This is a genomic window from Lunatimonas salinarum (genome assembly GCF_017811155.1).
GTDB lineage: Bacteria > Bacteroidota > Bacteroidia > Cytophagales > Cyclobacteriaceae > Lunatimonas > Lunatimonas salinarum.
This window is the reverse complement of the sequence record NZ_JACVCV010000008.1, coordinates 96,669-113,771: the sequence shown is the minus strand read 5'-3', so window position 1 is coordinate 113,771 and position 17,103 is coordinate 96,669. Positions and strand designations below refer to the sequence as shown.

Annotated in this window: 18 protein-coding genes; 6 read left to right on the top strand and 12 right to left on the bottom strand. The window is 47.4% G+C overall.

Annotated features, from left to right (window positions below; translation table 11 throughout):
• Positions 1-16: 16 nt before the first annotated feature.
• The 3 genes from IAQ59_RS11440 to IAQ59_RS11430 all read left to right on the top strand — a co-directional run bounded on the left by IAQ59_RS11440 (position 17) and on the right by IAQ59_RS11430 (position 5,132).
• A complete protein-coding gene (locus IAQ59_RS11440; protein WP_209330945.1) occupies positions 17-1,081 on the top strand; it encodes a dihydrodipicolinate synthase family protein in 1,065 nt (354 codons plus the stop codon).
• A 105-nt stretch (positions 1,082-1,186) separates the two neighbouring features.
• Positions 1,187-2,242: a LacI family DNA-binding transcriptional regulator gene (locus IAQ59_RS11435; protein WP_209330944.1), complete on the top strand. Its 1,056-nt coding sequence runs from the start codon at positions 1,187-1,189 to the stop codon at positions 2,240-2,242.
• Positions 2,243-2,432: 190 nt separating this feature from the next.
• The gene (locus IAQ59_RS11430) at positions 2,433-5,132 is read left to right on the top strand and encodes a PAS domain S-box protein (RefSeq protein WP_209330943.1); all 2,700 of its coding nucleotides are present in this window, start codon (positions 2,433-2,435) and stop codon (positions 5,130-5,132) included.
• Between the two features lie 54 nt (positions 5,133-5,186).
• Here the strand turns inward: IAQ59_RS11430 and IAQ59_RS11425 are convergent, their stop codons facing one another.
• The 11 genes from IAQ59_RS11425 to IAQ59_RS11375 form a co-directional block, all read right to left on the bottom strand.
• Positions 5,187-5,561 (bottom strand): hypothetical protein, encoded by a 375-nt coding sequence (locus tag IAQ59_RS11425; RefSeq protein WP_209330942.1) that lies wholly within the window; start codon positions 5,559-5,561, stop codon positions 5,187-5,189.
• A 103-nt stretch (positions 5,562-5,664) separates the two neighbouring features.
• Positions 5,665-6,204, bottom strand: coding sequence for an OmpH/Skp family outer membrane protein (locus IAQ59_RS11420; RefSeq protein WP_209330941.1), 540 nt, complete (start codon positions 6,202-6,204; stop codon positions 5,665-5,667).
• 21 nt (positions 6,205-6,225) lie between these two features.
• Complete coding sequence (locus IAQ59_RS11415; RefSeq protein WP_209330940.1) at positions 6,226-6,750, bottom strand: OmpH/Skp family outer membrane protein; 525 nt, start codon at positions 6,748-6,750, stop codon at positions 6,226-6,228.
• A gap of 2 nt (positions 6,751-6,752) precedes the next feature.
• Complete coding sequence (locus tag IAQ59_RS11410) at positions 6,753-9,467, bottom strand: BamA/OMP85 family outer membrane protein (RefSeq protein WP_209330939.1); 2,715 nt, start codon at positions 9,465-9,467, stop codon at positions 6,753-6,755.
• Entirely contained in the window at positions 9,467-10,210 is a 744-nt protein-coding gene (locus IAQ59_RS11405) for an undecaprenyl pyrophosphate synthase (protein WP_209330938.1), read from the bottom strand. The genes IAQ59_RS11410 and IAQ59_RS11405 overlap by 1 nt, the downstream gene beginning before the upstream one ends.
• A 96-nt stretch (positions 10,211-10,306) precedes the next feature.
• Positions 10,307-11,068 (bottom strand): type IX secretion system protein PorG, encoded by a 762-nt coding sequence (gene porG / locus IAQ59_RS11400; protein ID WP_342450699.1) that lies wholly within the window; start codon positions 11,066-11,068, stop codon positions 10,307-10,309.
• 74 nt (positions 11,069-11,142) lie between these two features.
• Positions 11,143-12,018 carry an NAD kinase gene (locus tag IAQ59_RS11395; RefSeq protein ID WP_209330937.1) on the bottom strand — a complete coding sequence of 292 codons (876 nt, stop codon included), beginning with the start codon at positions 12,016-12,018 and terminating at the stop codon, positions 11,143-11,145.
• Positions 12,019-12,025: 7 nt separating this feature from the next.
• The gene (locus IAQ59_RS11390) at positions 12,026-12,691 is read right to left on the bottom strand and encodes a CBS domain-containing protein (protein ID WP_209330936.1); all 666 of its coding nucleotides are present in this window, start codon (positions 12,689-12,691) and stop codon (positions 12,026-12,028) included.
• Positions 12,692-12,798: 107 nt separating this feature from the next.
• Positions 12,799-13,386 (bottom strand): anthranilate synthase component II, encoded by a 588-nt coding sequence (locus IAQ59_RS11385; RefSeq protein WP_209330935.1) that lies wholly within the window; start codon positions 13,384-13,386, stop codon positions 12,799-12,801.
• Complete coding sequence (locus IAQ59_RS11380) at positions 13,370-13,915, bottom strand: CvpA family protein (protein ID WP_209330934.1); 546 nt, start codon at positions 13,913-13,915, stop codon at positions 13,370-13,372. Before IAQ59_RS11380 ends, IAQ59_RS11385 begins: the two co-directional genes overlap by 17 nt.
• A 3-nt stretch (positions 13,916-13,918) precedes the next feature.
• Complete coding sequence (locus IAQ59_RS11375; RefSeq protein WP_209330933.1) at positions 13,919-14,371, bottom strand: GatB/YqeY domain-containing protein; 453 nt, start codon at positions 14,369-14,371, stop codon at positions 13,919-13,921.
• Between the two features lie 156 nt (positions 14,372-14,527).
• On the opposite strand from IAQ59_RS11375, the gene IAQ59_RS11370 reads away from it, so the two are divergent.
• Both IAQ59_RS11370 and IAQ59_RS11365 read left to right on the top strand, forming a co-directional pair.
• Positions 14,528-15,244, top strand: a complete 717-nt coding sequence (locus IAQ59_RS11370; protein ID WP_209330932.1) for a pyridoxine 5'-phosphate synthase — start codon at positions 14,528-14,530, stop codon at positions 15,242-15,244.
• A 42-nt stretch (positions 15,245-15,286) separates the two neighbouring features.
• Positions 15,287-16,045, top strand: coding sequence for an alpha/beta fold hydrolase (locus IAQ59_RS11365; protein WP_209330931.1), 759 nt, complete (start codon positions 15,287-15,289; stop codon positions 16,043-16,045).
• A gap of 87 nt (positions 16,046-16,132) precedes the next feature.
• Here IAQ59_RS11365 and IAQ59_RS11360 read toward each other — a convergent pair whose 3' ends face one another.
• Positions 16,133-16,366 (bottom strand): DUF2905 domain-containing protein, encoded by a 234-nt coding sequence (locus IAQ59_RS11360; protein WP_209330930.1) that lies wholly within the window; start codon positions 16,364-16,366, stop codon positions 16,133-16,135.
• Positions 16,367-16,377: 11 nt separating this feature from the next.
• Here IAQ59_RS11360 and IAQ59_RS11355 point away from each other — a divergent pair, with 11 nt between their 5' ends.
• Positions 16,378-17,094, top strand: a complete 717-nt coding sequence (locus IAQ59_RS11355; RefSeq protein WP_209330929.1) for an SAM-dependent methyltransferase — start codon at positions 16,378-16,380, stop codon at positions 17,092-17,094.
• Positions 17,095-17,103 lie beyond the last annotated feature (9 nt).

Below are 17,103 nucleotides of genomic sequence, written 5' to 3'. Positions count from 1 at the left end.
CCTAAACGATAGACCTATGAATTTACTAGATAAAGAAATAAAGTTGGCCCTGCATGATGGGTTGGCTATCCCGGCACATCCTCTGGCATTGGATGCCGGCCGAAAATTGGATGAGCGAAGGCAGCGAGGGCTCACTCGCTACTACATTGCTAGCGGAGCTGGAGGTGTAGCGGTGGGGGTACATTCCACCCAATTTGAAATCAGGGACAAAAAGATCGGGCTGTTGGAGCCGGTTCTGCGCATTGCCATGGAAGAAATTCATGCGGCACAGCTCAGCAGGCCCTTTGTGAAAGTAGCTGGAATCGTAGGCCCCACAGATCAGGCGATAGCAGAAGCCCAATTGGCTGCCAGCCTAGGATACGACTTGGGTCTTTTGAGCGCCGGGGGGCTTGGGCACTGGTCTGAATCGGATCTGATCAAGCGAGCGGAGAGGGTTGCTGAATATATTCCGCTATTTGGATTTTATCTTCAGCCTTCGGCCGGAGGTAGGCTGTTGAGCCATTCATTTTGGAGGGACTTTGCAGATATTCCCAATGTGCATGCCATAAAGATGGCCCCCTTCAACCGGTATCAGTCACTCGATGTCATTAGGGCCGTGCTTAGCGCTGACAGGTTCGAAGACATCGCCTTGTATACCGGCAACGATGACAATATTGTCGCCGACCTGTTAACGACCTACCGCCTATGGGTAAATGGCCGTTACCGGGAAAAGCAAATTGTGGGAGGACTACTTGGCCATTGGGCGGTTTGGACCCAAAAGGCCGTGGAGCTATTGGAAGATATCAAACGGTGTAAACTGGTCGGTTCACCCAGTGTTTCGGAACTGCTTACGCTGGGTGTACAGGTAACCGACGTCAATGCAGCGATCTTCGATCCACACCATCAATTTCACGGTTGCATTCCCGGAATTCACGAAATTCTCCGTCGGCAGGGGCTGTTGGAAGGCCGTTGGTGCCTGAATCCCTCCGAAGAATTGTCGCCGGGCCAAATGGAAGAAATCGATCGGGTTTGCCGAGACTACCCCCATCTGAGCGACGATGACTTTGTGCGGCAGTACTTGGAGAAATTCCTCGCAGAATAAATCCAAGGAAAGGCGCACTGATTGAGGCGTCCTTTGGGCCATAGGATGGGAGCAGTTTGCCAACAAGCTGCGCCTTGTAATGACCGAAAACCCCATTTTCAAAAGATGAGCAAAAAAAGAAATCTTTCCGGCGTCAAGGAAATCGCCCGTAGGGCAAACGTTTCCATTGCTACGGTAGATCGCGTATTGCACAACCGCAGCGGAGTGTCTCCCAAAACAAAAAAAAGGATTGAAGCTATTATCAAAGAGCTGAACTACCGGCCCAATATCTTGGCCAGTAGGCTGGCTTCGGGTAAGGTATTTCAAATAGCGGTGATCATTCCAAAGCGGTCCGAGCGCACGGATTTTTGGGATGCACCATTAAAAGGCATCGAGCGGGCCCAGGGAGAAATCAAGCAGTACGGAGTGACCGTAGATACCTACCTGTTTGATCTTCAAGATAAAAGTACGTTTCAGCATGGGGTGGAAAGGATTCAGGCAGGAAATTACGATGGCGTGTTAATCGCGCCTTCCTTCGTAGAAGAGGCCTTGCCATTTTTGGCATATTGCCGGGAAAATGCGATACCTTTTGTATTTATCGATAGCAATATCGAAAACCAGCCCAGCCTATCCTATATTGGTCCGCCGCTGCGGCAAAGCGGTTTCTTAGGCGCCCGCTTATGTGATTTCGGATTGGGAGAATCCCGTAAGGCCTTATTGGTACACATCACGAAACAACCGGATAGCTACAATTACGTGCAGATCGAAGAGGGTTTTCGGTCTTATTTTGAACAAAGCGAGGCTCCCTATGAACTGATCCGACTGCACGTCGAGCAGTCAGATCATGAGTCGGTGGCGATTTCCCTAAAGCGGGCCATGCTACTCTATCCGGATATAGAGGCTATTTTTGTGACAAATTCAAGGGTTTTTTCCGCCGCAAAGTTTTTGGAGGATGAGGGGATTACCCATATTCACTTGGTGGGATATGATTTTGTTTTTCAGAATCAGGAGTATCTGCGCAAGGGAGTAATTGATTTCCTGATTTGCCATAAGCCTGAGGATCAGGGATACAAGGGGTTGATGAATTTATACCACCATTTGAGCCTTGACTTGCCAGTGGAACCGGTTTATTATATGCCCATCGATATTGTAACCAAAGAAAACCAGGAGTTTTACCGGTAATTCGGGCGATGGAATGGTTTAGGCCAGGGACGTACGTAATCTGGTGCGCAATGTGGTTACATTTTAACGGTATGGTCGCATGGAAAGATGGATGGAGAATTATTGTGATAAATAACTAAGCTATTCTTGTTTTTTTGTACCTTTCTTTTTTATTTTCAACTGGAAAGGTAATTATTTGGAATTTTGACGGATGAAGAATGACGGCGTGCGGTCTAGCAGAAATGGCGGTGTGGGCGTGGGAACGACCGATCTACCTGGTAAAGCGAAAAACCAGCAATATGATTTTTTTACGAAGATGGCTGCACGGATTTGTCAATCAACGTCGTCTATTTTACTTGTGGAAATTGACGGCAACCAAGAGGTGTTTTCGGCTTTTGGTATGGAAGGATTACTGCTGTCTGAGTACCGCAATCTGGTTTTATCCTTATTAGGCAGTTCCAACTCCACGGTGGCAATACCGGATGGTTTCATGCATCTCCGGCAAGTTGGTGGCTTGGAACCTGCAATTCTCCAACAAATAGGGTTTTTTGTAGGAGTTCCGCTTCTATCTGAGGCAGGTGTGACGATAGGTTCGCTTTCCGTGACGGCCCCAAAACCGCAAATACTGCGGGACGCTCAAATTCGGGATTTGGAAGACTTGGCCGGACAGTTGATCGAAAGCTTTGAGCGGCATAGGCAAATATCAGCATACGCCATCCGGGAGAAAAAGCTGCTCGATACACTTCGGATTTTTAGGGAGGGTCAGCAGATCAATAAGCTTGGCGTCTGGGAGTTGGATATTACTACCGGAAAAACTGAATGGACGGAGGAAGTTTATAGAATTCATGAAGTGCCGATCGGATTTGACCATAATCAGGTCAACGGCGTGGATTTTTATCATCCGGATGATAGGCCCCTTATTGAGCGTTGCATCACTTCCTGTATAGAGGCCTATGAACCCTTTGATGTGACCTGTAGGCTTATCGCAGCCAGCGGAAAGGTGAAATGGGTGCGGGCTACCGGTAAGCGTGTAAATGGAACCTTGCTTGGTGCTTTTCAGGATATATCCGAGATCAAGGAACAGGAGTGGAAGTACAAGGGAATATTCAATTCAAGTTTTTCCTTTATCGGTATGCTAAATACAGATGGGATCTTGCTTGACTCCAACGATACGTCATTACATGCGGCGGGAATAGAAAGAGAGGATGTGATTGGTAAGTATTTTTGGGATTGTTACTGGTGGCAGATTTCCGAGACGACCCAGCAGGAGCTTAAGCAGCACTTTAAAAAGGCCCTGACAGGCGTTGAAGTAACTTACGAAGTTTCGGTGTGGGCACGAATGCAGACACCTGTGACTATACTTTTTAGTTTGAAGCCTATCAAAGACGCTTCCGGCAACGTGATTTTCATTATTCCGGAAGGAAGACCTATACAGGATATAGTTGACACGAGAAACCGCTATAAAGCCCTAATAGAAAGTACTTCTGCGGGTACCTTTGAGTGGAATATTGATACAGAAGAGGTATTAATCAACGATCAGTATGCAGAAATGCTTGGTTATACGGTAGATGAATTGCGTCCTTTTTCAGCACGGAAATGGGAGGAAATCATCGATAGGGGTTCATTCAATGAGGCAAAGAAGCACCTGATTTCCTGTTTGAAAAAAGAACGTGCTTTCTTTCAACTGGAGCTTCCGCTTGTGCACAAGCTAGGGCACCTGGTGTGGGTAAATGTACGGGGTAAGGTGATCGAATGGACGGAATCCGGACGTGCGCTAAAGTTTTATGGAACCAATCAAAATATAACCGAGCGGAAGCGGAAGGAGGAGGAAGCGAAATACCAGCAAAACATATTGAATGCTTTGTATGAGTTGTCACCCATTGGCATTTCGTTAATAGACTACTACACGGGTCGTTTTGTGGATGTGAACCGAAAAATGCTGGAACCCACCGGCTACACGAAGGAAGAATTTTTGCAGCTGACCAATTTTGACCTTACTCCAGAGGAGTACCTTCCGATGGAGCGAGAGGTGATACAAAGAATGAAAGTGGATGGCCGCTATGCACCGTTTGAAAAGGCGTATTTCAGAAAGGACGGTTCCCGGTATCCGGTGCTTCTTCAGGGGGTGATGATTAGAGACTTGAAAGGTAGAAAGTTGATTTGGTCATTTACCGAGGATATATCCCTAAAGAAACAGACCGAGTCAAAAGTAAAGGAGTTGCACGAGCTGGCCAAGGAACAAAACGAGCGATTGAGGAATTTTTCGTTTATCGTTTCCCATAACCTTCGTTCCCATAGTGGAGGGCTGACCGGCCTGATTGACTTGTTGAAGTCTATAAATCCCGAGTATTTTGAAAACGAAGTGGTTTCCATGATTGAAGCAGGGGTCAATAATCTTAAGCAAACCATACAGGATCTCACAGAAATCATACAGGTCAACTTAGACGTAAGTGTCAAAGTAGATCAGCCCATCCGACCTTTGGTTCAAAAAACGCTGGATAGCCTTAGCGCGCTGATAGCTAAGGAATGTGTCTCAGTTGAAAACGCGGTCTCAAGTTCCTTAACGGTTCCGGTCATACCTGCGTATATGCAGAGTATTATCCTGAATTTTGTTACCAACGCCATAAAATACAAGGCCGTGGATAGGGATAGTTACCTACGTATTTATTCGGATGTAGACCAGGACCGTGTTCACTTGTATTTTGAAGATAACGGGTTGGGTATAGACCTAAAAAAATATGGAACCGATTTGTTTGGCATGTACAAAACCTTTCACCGGCATCAGGATTCCCGCGGAGTCGGTTTATTTTTAACGAAAAGTCAGATCGAATCGATGGGAGGTAGTGTGGCAGTCTACAGTGAGGTAGGCAAGGGGACTACCTTTCAGGTCAGTTTGCCTTTAAGGGAATAAGTGGCTTGGATTTCCCCGAATTTTTTGGTTGCATGCCAGTTAATGTTCCAACCACTACCAGGCAATTTCTCCTTGACGCTGATTGTTGGCTTTGCGGGCATCTTTGGATTGAATTTTCAGCTTGTATTTCAATGGTTTGGTTTTGTTGCTGTTTGGGATGAATTTCGTCTCTGAGGTATATAGGAGCGACTTGCCTGGCTCTAAGGCCGATGTTTTGGTGTCTAAGCTGATCACGCGCCCATTAACTGAAAGGAATACCTCGTAACTGCCGGCAGGGGCAGTGTCACTGCCCACATTGGTAATGAGATACGAAAAGTAACGCTCGCCGGCATCGGTGGTTTTGACAACGACTTCCGTGGCTTCCATGTCATACAATACGCCTTGTGGTAGTAAGGTTAGTGCGATCCAAAGCAGAAAGGAAATACTCATCGGTTTTTGGGTATGGGTTAAACAGGAATCGGGTTATACGCCCTTAAATATAAAAAAAGCCCACACCGAATAGGGAGTGGGCTTGATATTTTTCGTTATCCAATTAATTTGCAGGATTAGCAGGTGGGGTTACCCCTAATTTCGCCAGTACAAGATCGGTAAAGGGATCATCGTCTTTGGTGTAAAGTAGGATGGGAGCCTGCCCAGCAGAGTCAGCCAAGATATGGGTGTAGTTGTTTTCTGCAGCTACCGCATTGATGGCGTTGTAGACCTTGGTCTGAACTGGCTCAAGCAATTCCTGCAGCTTGCGCTGATAGGAGGTTTGCACGTCCTGCTGAAATTTTTGGATATCCTGCTGCATTTTTGTCAGTTCCTGCTCCTTTTCACCTCTAGCTTGTTCAGTCATGGTATTCATAGACTGCTGGTAAGACTGTACTTGCTGCTGAAAGTCCCGCGTTTTAGTTTGTATTTGCTGATCCAGTTGGGCCCCGTAGTCGGTAATATCCGCATCGATCTGCTGCATCTCTGGCATCAGGCTCATGATGTACTCCACGTTGGTATAACCAATCTTTACCCCTTGTGCAGAGGCTACAAATCCAAAGCAAAGCACTGCAATTGCCGATAGGATGATTTTCGCTTTCATAGTGTTAATTTTTATTAAATTTTAATTGTTTTCATCTAAACCTAACTCTTCCAACACAAAATCGGAATAATCGTGCCGTGGATCCGTGTATATGATGGCGCTGGGTCCGGAGGCCTTATCAAAGAGAATTGCCAGTGCATTTCGCTTCGAAACCCGGTCTATGGCATCGTAGATCTTCGATTGAAGGGGCTGCATCAGTTCGGATTGTTTCTGATAAAACTGCCCATTTACGCCAAAAACACGGTTTTTGAAGGCGACTGCCTCCCGTTCTTTTTCTTTGATCACGGTCATTCGCTCCTCATACATTTCTTCCGTCAGCAGGACTTCTTCTGCCTTTAGTGCGTTATAGAGTTCGCTTATTTCAGTGTCCAATTTTTGTGCCTCTTTTTTCCATTCAGACCCTAGGGCCTCCACCTCTTCCTGCACTTTTTTGTAATCCGGGTGTTTGTTGAGTATGTATTCGGTATCCACATAGCCTATCTTCTGCCCCATACCGATCATCGGCAAAAGAGACAGCAAAAGTACTAATTTTAGGCACTTTTCCATAATTATCTGAACTGTTGTCCGATGGTAAAGTGGAACATGCCACCGCTTCGTCCAGGATTGGGGTTGGAGATCGACGGTACCTCGTCAAACCCATATCCCCAGTCTATACCTAACAGGCCGAAAGCCGGCATAAAGATCCTCGCACCAAATCCTGCGGATTTCTTCAGGTCGTAGGGATTGTACTCGGCGTAGTTGCCCCAGTTGTTGCCGGCCTCAGCAAATCCCAATAGGAAGATGGTAGCGGATGGGTTGGGAGATACCAGGAACCTAACTTCCATCACGTGCTTGTTATATACCACCCCTCCGTAGGGGATAGGGGCATTCGGCTGTCCCCGGAAATCCCGACCAGGGGTGATGGACTGGTTTTCGTAGCCACGCAAACCAATAATCTCTTGACCTAGGGCAAAGTTCATCATATTCATGCCATCTCCTCCCAATACGAAACGTTCGAGTGGGATGATGCCGATTCGGTCTCCGTATGAACCTACAAATCCCAAGTGCGTTCTGGCGCTAAACACCAGCTTATTGGATCCAAATAGGGGCGTATAAAGCGAGGCATCGAACATCCACTTATGGTACTCTAGCCATTGGTATTTCACCTCGTCGGGCGATTCCCGGTTGATACTTCGGTTCATAGAAGTATAAGGAGGTGTAAGTGTTCCGCTCAACGTGATGTTTGACCCAAATCGGGGATAGATTGGGTTGTCAATATTGTTTCGTGCGATGGTGGTATTGAGGGCGACGCTTCGCGCAGTACCGGTGTTATAGCTAAGACCGAAGAAGTTTCCGTATCGGTCAAATTCATACACTTGGAACTGCAGGGAGTTGCTAACCTGGAAGTAGTCATCGGGCCAAGTTACCCGTTTGGCAAGGCCTACATTTACCCCGGTGATTTTGAATGAACCCATATCAGCGCCAAAGTTTTGGCGGTTCCAAAGATCGATCTGCCGCTGCACGGAGTGGTTAAATCCAATACTAAGCGCATTGGGCTTTTTGCCGCCAAACCATGGTTCGGTAAACGACATGCTGTAGTTTTGAAAACTCTGCCCATTGGCCTGCACGCGGAGCGATAGTTTTTGCCCATCACCTACCGGCAGGGGCCGCCACTTGGAGAAGTCCCTGATGTTCTTTATCGAGAAGTTATTGAAGGTCAAACCCACCGTACCTACAAATCCGAACAAGCCTCCCCATCCCCCTGAGAGCTCGATCTGGTCATTGGGACGCTCTTCCAGTTTGAATACGATGTCCACGGTAGCTTCTTCAAAATTAGGGCGCATATCCGGCTCAATATTTTCCGGGTTGAAATAGCCGATCTGAGAGAGCTCGCGTATGGTTCGTACTAACGCACTTCGGTTAAATTTCTGCCCGGGAAGGATACGTATTTCACGCATCACCACGTGGTCACTGGTTCGCTCGTTTCCTTCAATGGTGACCGAATTTACGGTCACCTGCGGACCCTCAAAGATCCGAAGTTCAATATCGATCGAGTCTCCTGCGATGTTTACTTCTACCGGGTCTATGGTAAAAAACAGGTACCCGTCATCTTGGTAAAGCGAACTGACGTCATCGCCCCGCTGTGGATCGTAGTTCAAGCGCTTGTCCAGCTTCTCTTTGTTGTAAATATCCCCTTTGAAGATTCCGAGCTTGGCCTGCAGCTGTTCGCTGTCGTAGATGTAATTGCCGGCAAAGGTGATGTTACGGTAATAATATTGCCTGCCCTCTTCGACGAAGAGGTCTAGGTTGATACGGTCTGCGTCGTATTTGTAAATGGAATCACTCACAATAGAAGCGTCTCGATATCCTCTGCTATTGTAGAAGGCGATTACTTTGTCCTTATCCTCCCGGTAATCGCTGCGGACAAATTTGGAACCGTTGAAAAAGTTAAGTTTGAAGTTCTTGTTAATATACGCTTGAATGTCGTCCTGATCTACCGGGTTACGGTAGACGATCGCTTCTTTGGCTGTTTTAGGGGTCGTGTTTGTAATCCTGGAAATCAGGTCTTTGAAAATGTATAACCTTGCGTGTTCTTTGGTACCCTTGAGTTTTTTCTTGATTTTGTTGTCGGGGAGGTTGTCGTTGCCGTGGATTTTGATTTCGTTTATGCGGACCTTGCTTCCCTTATCCACGTTGAATACGAGTTTGACACTGTTCGGGAGGGTGGTGTCCCGTTCCTGTATCACTTTCACATCGGTATTGAGGTAGCCTTTATCTACGAAATAGTCCTTGATTTTTCGTTGCGAGTTATTCAATACATCGTCACGTACCACTCGGCCCCTGATAGAAACTTTGTCTTTGAGTTCACCTTCTTGTGTTTTGTTGATGCCGGTAAACTCCACCCGGCTAAACCGGGGCCTTTCGGTGAGTTCTAACAACAGATGGATATCGTCTCCTTCTATTTTGGTGACCAATATTTTTACATCTCCGATGATGCCCTGCGCCCAAAGCTTTTTGAGCGCGCTGGATATCGCATCTCCCGGTACACTGATTTCGTCATCTACGCGGAGTCCTGCCAAAGAAATGATGGCGGTTTCATCCAAGGTACTCAATCCAACCGCTTGAATTTCGGCTATCCGGAATTTCTTTGGTTTGGAATAATCCAAGTCTAAAATATTGGTTGGCCGTTGTATGGCAAATCTACTCTGGCCCAGACGAATCTGAGCCTCTGCCATGCCCACGGTCAACAGCAATAAACAAATGATTACACTTAATTTTTTCATCAACTTTGTGATTTAATCTGAGCTCCTGTCTTACCGAAGCGGCGTTCCCGCTGCTGATAGGCTAGGATAGCTTCGTGGAGGTCGTTTTTTCGGAAATCCGGCCACAATACCTCGGTGAAATACAACTCGGTATAGGCTAGCTGCCACAGCATAAAATTACTTATACGCTGTTCTCCACTGGTTCTTATCAATAATTCTGGATCAGGTATGCCTGCGGTATTTAGATGTTCCGCTATCATTTGCTGATCGATTTCGTCCTGTTTTATGTCTCCGGCGACTATTTTTTTGACAATCTCAGATACGGCAGAGGCTATTTCCCATCTTCCGCTGTAACTGAGGGCAAGCACTACCGTGAGTCCGGTATTGTTTTTTGTCTCCTCCTTACCCCATTGTAAGTGCGACTGACACCCTTCCGGCAGGCTACTGATGTCGCCTATCGTGGCTAGGCGTATGTTGTTTTTCATCATGGTAGGAACTTCATCCACGATGGCCTGAACCAATATTTCCATTAGGGCATTTACCTCATCCTGAGGTCGAGACCAGTTTTCGGTAGAAAACGCATAAAGGGTGATGTATTTCACCCCCAATTCGGCAGAACCTTCAATTGCATCCCTCACCGCAGAAATCGCGTTGCGGTGTCCGAAAATCCGCATGGCTCCTTTTTTCTGAGCCCAGCGACCGTTTCCGTCCATGATTACCGCGATGTGTTGGGGGATGTTATTCCTGTCGATTTTTTCCTTCATGCTTTGCACTTCTCCAAAACTTCTATTTTTGAAGGTACAAAAATGACATTTCTTTTTTAAAATTCTACCCTAAGGGCTAATTATAAATCGTTAAAGCTAGTTAAAGCATTTAACTTGATGAAAGGAATAACTGAGGGTGAGACCGAGAAAATAATACCAATCGCGGTCGTTTGGATTGCCAAAATTTAGCGCATAGGGATTGACGACCTGATTGGTCGGAGGAGGACCCGCTTGGAACCTCGGTAGGTACCGCTCTTCGTTGGCGATTTTGTCGATTTGGTCATTAAAGCTGGCCCGCATGCCGGCCTCTACTCCTAAGATAAGACGATCCGTTAATTTGTATTTAAGACCCAGTCCAAAGGGTATCACGGGGGTGGAGGTAGTGTAGCTCCCTGCGGTAAGATCTTCGTCATGGGCCTGCCCGTTGCCGCTGAAGATGCTATATCCGAGTCCGAAAAAACCGTAAGGAGAAAACCGGTTAATTGAATTGTGGGCCATATAGTCCAAAAAATGGAACTCCATCACAGCAGAAACCTCTACTAGGGTTCCGTTGAAATGGGCGTTTCGGTTGAACGCCAACGGGTCAATCGGCCGCACACTGTCGGCTGCATTCAATCGGGCCACGTGCACTCCGGCGCGTAAGCTCCAAGCATTGTCAAAATTTCGTCTGCCAAACAACGTACCTTGAATTCCTATCTGACCGGGGTCTACCCTGCGGATAATGTCTCCACTGTAGGTTGCACCTCCCAAACCAAAACCCACTTCATACTGCTGGGCTTCAGCGGTAGTCAACCCTATGAAGAAAGTTGAGAACCAAGCCACTAGGCGCAGCGCAACAGGGAACGTTTTTCTATTCAAGTCTATGCAATTTATAAACTACCCAACGAATAAAAAACCAATCAGGGTATTTGCTGGGTTAATTTTTGTTAAAACTAATTTCGCATATCAAAGCCCCAATTCAGCTTTTGGCGCAGGGTATCGAAGAAACTGTACCGATGGCATTTTACCAGTTTAGCAACAAACCGTTCTTTTTTGATCTTCAACTCTACAGAGGCGTCAATGGGTGTGGACCTAGAATCTAAAGATACTAAAAACTTTTCGCTTCTTCCTTCAATTTTAAACGAGATTTCGCTGTCGTCTGATACCACCATGGGGCGGACGTTTAGGTTGTGGGGGCTTACGGGGGTGATCACGAAGTTTTTGGCTGTAGGTGATATCAAAGGACCGCCGCAGCTCAAGGAGTAGCCTGTAGACCCGGTAGGAGTAGAGATGATCAGTCCATCGGCCCAATAACTGTTGACATATTCTCCGTCTATGTAGGTATGAACCGTAATCATGGAGGAGGTATCCCGCTTGTGAATGGTAAATTCGTTTAATCCAAAAGGCAAGCCCTCAAAGAGTTCCGGCTTGGAATCCAAGTGCACCAGGGTTCTATCCTCTAGGGAGTACGCATTATTAGCCAGAGTTTGAATGGCGCCCGCAATATCATCTTTTGCAATGGTTGCTAAAAACCCCAGTCGGCCTGTGTTGATGCCCATAATTGGAATCTCGTGAGGGCCTACGAGGCAAACGGCATCCAATAGGGTTCCATCTCCGCCTACCGAGATTACCACATCCATCTCGGCTATTCGGTTTATTTCGGAAAGTAGGGAAATGGAGGTTGACTGTAACCTTAACTTTTGAAGGCTTCGAAAAAATGCAGACGTAACGAACACCTCAAATCCCGCGGCGTCCAGTTCCAGAAGCAGTTTTTGGATATATGGTTTAAATTCGGGCTCAAAGTTAATTCCGTGGAGTGTGGCTTTCATCCAGTTCTTAAATATCTAAAAAGCGCAAAAGGTTTCCAAGCCGATCTTGTTCCGAGCTCAGCCCTATTTCTTCCTGGTAATGATCGATGACCTTGTACCCAAAGCGTTCCATGGTGGCTTTGATATGGCGCAGTTCGGTTTGATCCAGCTTTAGGGTTACCTTGATCTTGCTGTCATCCAGCGGGTCACTCGAGATGAAGCTGCTGAGAATCTTGGCGTTTTCGGATTCCACGATCCGCGCAATGTCGTATAGGCTGTAATCCGTCATGAACATGGAGAGGATCAGCACACCACCCTGAGATTGGATTGAAATAGAATCCGTGAATGCGGTGATCGCATCCTCCACGGTGACTACCCCTTGGTAGACTTGGTCTTTATCCAGTACAGCTATCATGTTGGCATGATGCTCGGAAGAAACCCGGAGCACTTCGTAGATGTGGCGGTCCATCTGAACGAAACCACCCGTGGAGATCAGGTCCATTTCCTGTATGGTCAGGTTGGGATCGTTGATCTCATAAATCATCTCATCTGTGACTAGGCCCATGAAGTGTCCTTCGTGCACAACAGGCAACACATCGGTTCTGATTTCCTCCATCCAAGCCAATGCTTTGCCTACCCTATCGGTAAGTTTAAGGGGTGGAATGAGGTTGTTGATAAATTCGTAGGCCTGCATATACCGATAAAGATATTAATTTGAAATTAAAAATAAAACGCCCTTATCCGGATGAATGTTCAATGAGAGGAAAAATGGCGGAGGAAAATTTGTTAACTACCTATTAGTTAGGTTGGTATATCGCTTTTATTCAATTCGTGCATAAAAATCCAAGAACGGATGATTTGCTCTCCGTATTCGGTTAGGTATGCCTCCGGGTGGAATTGAATGCCCAGGATCGGAAGCGTACGGTGGGCTAGAACCATGATCTCTCCTTGTTCGGTTGTGTAAAGTACCTGCAACTCCTCGGGAAGGTTTTTGAGTTCCAAGGAATGATAGCGGGTCACTTTAAAGGCATCTGGGAGCCCGTCAAAGGCGGGGTGCGGCTGTTTACGAAACACGGTACTTACCTTGCCATGCATGGGTTTTACGCTTCGCACCAGGCCGGCGCCGAAAAATTGTCCGATAGCCTGATGCCCCAAGCAAACTCCAAGAACGGGGATCTTGTCGTGGTAATAGGCCAAAATAGCCATCAGGTTGCCGGCTTTATCCGGTGATCCCGGGCCCGGCGAGATGACCAAGGCAGTGTAGTCTATATGGAGTAGTTGATCTAAGCTGACATCGTTTCGTACGATGGAAAGAGGCGCCCCCGTGCGGAGAAAGTAGTCCGCAAGCATGTGCGAAAAGGAATCGAAATTGTCAATTAACAGAATCACTTGCTCCGGAATTTACCAGGTCTTTCACGGCCGCCATGGTGGTTTCGATGATAGGCGTGTATTCGTCTAGCAGGCTGACAACAGTAGGCGCAATGGGCGTTACCGTTGGGTAGATAACGGTGCCCTCCATGAATCTCTCGGGGATTTTAAAATCAAAGGCATGGGCTACCCATAAGAGCAGGCTGATCATCATTGCCCATTTAAATACGCCCAAGATCATCCCTGCAAAGCTGTCGAAGGATCCTAATATCGTTAAATTCAGCGCCTGCTTCACCAAATAGGCCAAGATCCGGATCACCGCCGTCACTACGAAGAAGATGATCAGAAAAGAGATAAACGGTAGCATGAAGGTGAGGCTTTCCACCCGCTCGGCTAAGATGGCTGCTCCGAAATGCATAAGGCGGAATGCGACAAGCAGTCCGAAAAAGAAGGCGATGATGGACAGGATACCGATAAAAAGTCCCTTCTTGTACCCGCTGTAGGCCCCTACCCCCAGCATGATGAGCAAGATGATATCAACTGTTGCCAATTCCTAAGGGTTGAGTAGTGACTTTACCGTTTGTGATATGGCCTTTCCATCGGCTTTTCCGGCCAGCTTTTTGGTGGCGGCACCCATTACTTTTCCCATGTCCTTAGGACCTTCTGCTCCTACTTCTGCGATAATTGCCTTGAGCTCGGCTTCCAACTCCTCGTCACTGAGCTGCTTAGGGAGAAACTCATTGATGACTTGCAGCTCGCCCAGTTCTAAATCCGCCAGATCTTGACGCTTTTGTTGAAGGAAAATATCCGAAGAGTCCTTGCGCTGTTTCGCCGCTTTGGTCAGGATCTTGAGTTCATCCTCTTCACTGATTCCTTTATCTCCCCCTTCTTTGGTTTCTTCAAGGAGAATCAGCGATTTGATAGCGCGCAGTGCCCGAAGTCGGTCCCGATCCTTGGCGAGCATGGCTTTCTTAATTTCCCCTTCGATTCTCAGTTTAAGGCTCATGGTCCAGATGTTTAGGTTTATTTGGTCGTTGCCAATGTATGTCTAAAAACAAATTCAAAATACCCCAATGATTTACAAACGAACAAAACGAAATTTCGCTGGATGTGGTTTATCTTTGAGGCAGCTTTAGCACAAAAATAACGTTTAATTAGACACATGACGAAATTAAGTGTGAATATTAACAAAATCGCCACCTTACGAAACGCCCGAGGAGCCAATAATCCGGACGTGGTGAAAGTGGCCTTGGATGCGGAGCGTTTTGGAGCGCAGGGAATCACGGTTCACCCACGCCCGGACGAACGGCATATCCGTTACGACGATGTGATCGCTCTCCATCAGGTAGTCACCACCGAATTCAATATCGAGGGGTACCCGGATAAGCGCTACATGGAGTTGGTACGGCTGACCAAGCCTGCACAGGCTACCTTGGTGCCGGATCCGCCCGATGCCATTACCTCCAACACCGGCTGGGATACGATCACCCACCAATCGTTATTGAATGACATCATCGCCGAATTGCATGAATACGGCGTGCGTACTTCCATCTTCATCAACCCCGAGAACAAATACTTTGAACCGGCCAAGAATACCGGTACCGAAAGGGTAGAGCTGTACACCGAACCCTATGCGAGCCACTACCACCAAGATCGGGATGCCGCCGTAAGACCCTATGTGGAAGTGGCCCAGTTGGCCCGTGAACTAGGCCTGGGGTTAAATGCAGGTCACGATTTGGATCTGCATAACCTGGCCTTTCTAAAACAGCAGATCCCCTGGCTGGACGAAGTGTCCATAGGCCATGCGCTGATCTGTGATGCACTGTACTATGGCCTAGAGAATACCATTCAGATGTACCGCAGGCAACTAGAGCTATAGAGCTGGCAGATTTTTGATGGTAGATGCAAAAAAGGAGATAGTATGCAATTAAATTTTCGAAAAGCGGGTGAGGGCAAACCTCTGGTAATTTTGCACGGGCTGTTTGGATCGGCTGACAACTGGATGGGCATTGCCAAAGACCTATCCCGACACTATACCCTTTACCTCGTAGATCAGCGTAATCACGGCGACTCACCGCATTCAGACGAATGGAATTATGCCGTAATGGCGGATGATCTGAAGGAACTGCTGGATGCGGAGGGTCTGGATACCGTGTACCTGATGGGGCATTCCATGGGGGGCAAGACGGCGATGAATTTTGCGCTGAGGTATCCGGATCGGGTAGAAAAACTCGTAGTGGCAGACATCGCGCCGCGCTATTATCCGGTGCATCATGCCACTATACTAGAAGGGTTGAATAGCCTGGATTTTAAAAAGATCACTTCCCGAAAGGAGGCCGACGAGCAACTGGCCAAATACATCCCGGAGCTGGGCATAAGGCAGTTTTTGCTCAAAAGTCTTACCCGGACGGATGGAAAATTTGCCTGGAAAATCAACCTTCCGGTGATCACCGAAAATATCGAGAATGTCGGCGAGGCCCTGAAAGGAGAAGGAAGCTATGATGGCCCCACGCTGTTTATGGGAGGAGAAAACTCCAACTACATCCAAGATAAGGACCGGGTGGACATGGAGCGGTTTTTTCCCGAACATCACCTGATCTATATCAAAAAGGCGGGTCATTGGTTGCATGCCGAGCAGCCCGAGGCGGTTATCGAGACATTGAAAGCGTTTTTGGGGTAGAAATGTGACTATTGCGATACATTCCTTAAAATACCTAATGAAGAGCTAGCCAAACCAAAGGCGGTTTTTAAGCGCTGACAAATGTGCTTATCCGCCAAACTTTCTCCACAGGTACATCAGCAGGGTTAGCAGCACGCTGACCAGTATGGACGTACCCAGCGGAAAATAGAACGTAAAGTTTTCCTTTTTGATCACGATATCGCCCGGAAGGGACTTGAACCCTCCCCACTTGGGAAGCATCCAAAGTACAAACCCCGCTGCGACCAAAACTAGTCCGGCAAATATCAGTATCTTTGCCACTTGTCCGGTTCCATGTTCCATACCCAAAAATAATGCATTCTAACGGAAAACTCTACCTTATCCCCAACGTGCTGGCTGAAGGCACGGCGTCCAAGGTGATAGCGCCTCAGGTTAAGGAAGTAATCTCGCATACTCAGTATTATTTGGTGGAGAATTTCCGTACCGTGAGGCGATACATCAGTAGCCTGCAGCTCGGTGTGGATATTGGAACCCTCCATATGGCGTTGTTGGACAAAAACACCTCCGAAGCCCAGATGGCTGAACTAATGAGGCCGATTTTCGAGGGGCAGGATATGGGTATACTATCGGAGGCGGGCTGTCCGGGAATAGCGGATCCCGGAGCCTTGGCCGTGGCCTATGCTCACCGAAAAGGGATCCAAGTAGTACCCATCCCGGGACCTTCTTCCATTTTTCTGGCACTGATGGGTTCGGGATTTAGTGGCCAAGCATTTGCGTTTCACGGATACCTTCCTATAGAAAAAAAGGATAGGGCAGCGGCGATCCGTCACCTGGAAGCCGCATCGCGAAGGGATCAAAGCACACAGATCTTTATGGAAACTCCCTTTCGCAATCAACAGCTTGCAGAGGATCTGCTTCAGCATTTGCAGCCCACTACCCAGCTGTGCATAGGCAAAAACCTCACCGCAGCGGATGAGGAAATCCGCACTTTGCCGGTCAGCGCATGGAGGAGTAAAGGACTGCCTGCCTTGCACAAAATTCCCACCGTCTTTTTACTATCTGTTTCCTAAATCCACCTC

Bases quoted from the DNA above. Each gene is read 5' to 3' on its own strand.
- IAQ59_RS11440 (WP_209330945.1), top strand. From the start codon at position 17: ATGAATTTACTAGATAAAGAAATAAAGTTGGCCCTGCATGATGGGTTG.
- IAQ59_RS11435 (WP_209330944.1), top strand. From the start codon at position 1,187: ATGAGCAAAAAAAGAAATCTTTCCGGCGTCAAGGAAATCGCCCGTAGG.
- IAQ59_RS11430 (WP_209330943.1), top strand. From the start codon at position 2,433: ATGAAGAATGACGGCGTGCGGTCTAGCAGAAATGGCGGTGTGGGCGTG.
- IAQ59_RS11425 (WP_209330942.1), bottom strand. From the start codon at position 5,561: ATGAGTATTTCCTTTCTGCTTTGGATCGCACTAACCTTACTACCACAA.
- IAQ59_RS11420 (WP_209330941.1), bottom strand. From the start codon at position 6,204: ATGAAAGCGAAAATCATCCTATCGGCAATTGCAGTGCTTTGCTTTGGA.
- IAQ59_RS11415 (WP_209330940.1), bottom strand. From the start codon at position 6,750: ATGGAAAAGTGCCTAAAATTAGTACTTTTGCTGTCTCTTTTGCCGATG.
- IAQ59_RS11410 (WP_209330939.1), bottom strand. From the start codon at position 9,467: ATGAAAAAATTAAGTGTAATCATTTGTTTATTGCTGTTGACCGTGGGC.
- IAQ59_RS11405 (WP_209330938.1), bottom strand. From the start codon at position 10,210: ATGAAGGAAAAAATCGACAGGAATAACATCCCCCAACACATCGCGGTA.
- IAQ59_RS11395 (WP_209330937.1), bottom strand. From the start codon at position 12,018: ATGAAAGCCACACTCCACGGAATTAACTTTGAGCCCGAATTTAAACCA.
- IAQ59_RS11390 (WP_209330936.1), bottom strand. From the start codon at position 12,691: ATGCAGGCCTACGAATTTATCAACAACCTCATTCCACCCCTTAAACTT.
- IAQ59_RS11375 (WP_209330933.1), bottom strand. From the start codon at position 14,371: ATGAGCCTTAAACTGAGAATCGAAGGGGAAATTAAGAAAGCCATGCTC.
- IAQ59_RS11370 (WP_209330932.1), top strand. From the start codon at position 14,528: ATGACGAAATTAAGTGTGAATATTAACAAAATCGCCACCTTACGAAAC.
- IAQ59_RS11365 (WP_209330931.1), top strand. From the start codon at position 15,287: ATGCAATTAAATTTTCGAAAAGCGGGTGAGGGCAAACCTCTGGTAATT.
- IAQ59_RS11360 (WP_209330930.1), bottom strand. From the start codon at position 16,366: ATGGAACATGGAACCGGACAAGTGGCAAAGATACTGATATTTGCCGGA.
- IAQ59_RS11355 (WP_209330929.1), top strand. From the start codon at position 16,378: ATGCATTCTAACGGAAAACTCTACCTTATCCCCAACGTGCTGGCTGAA.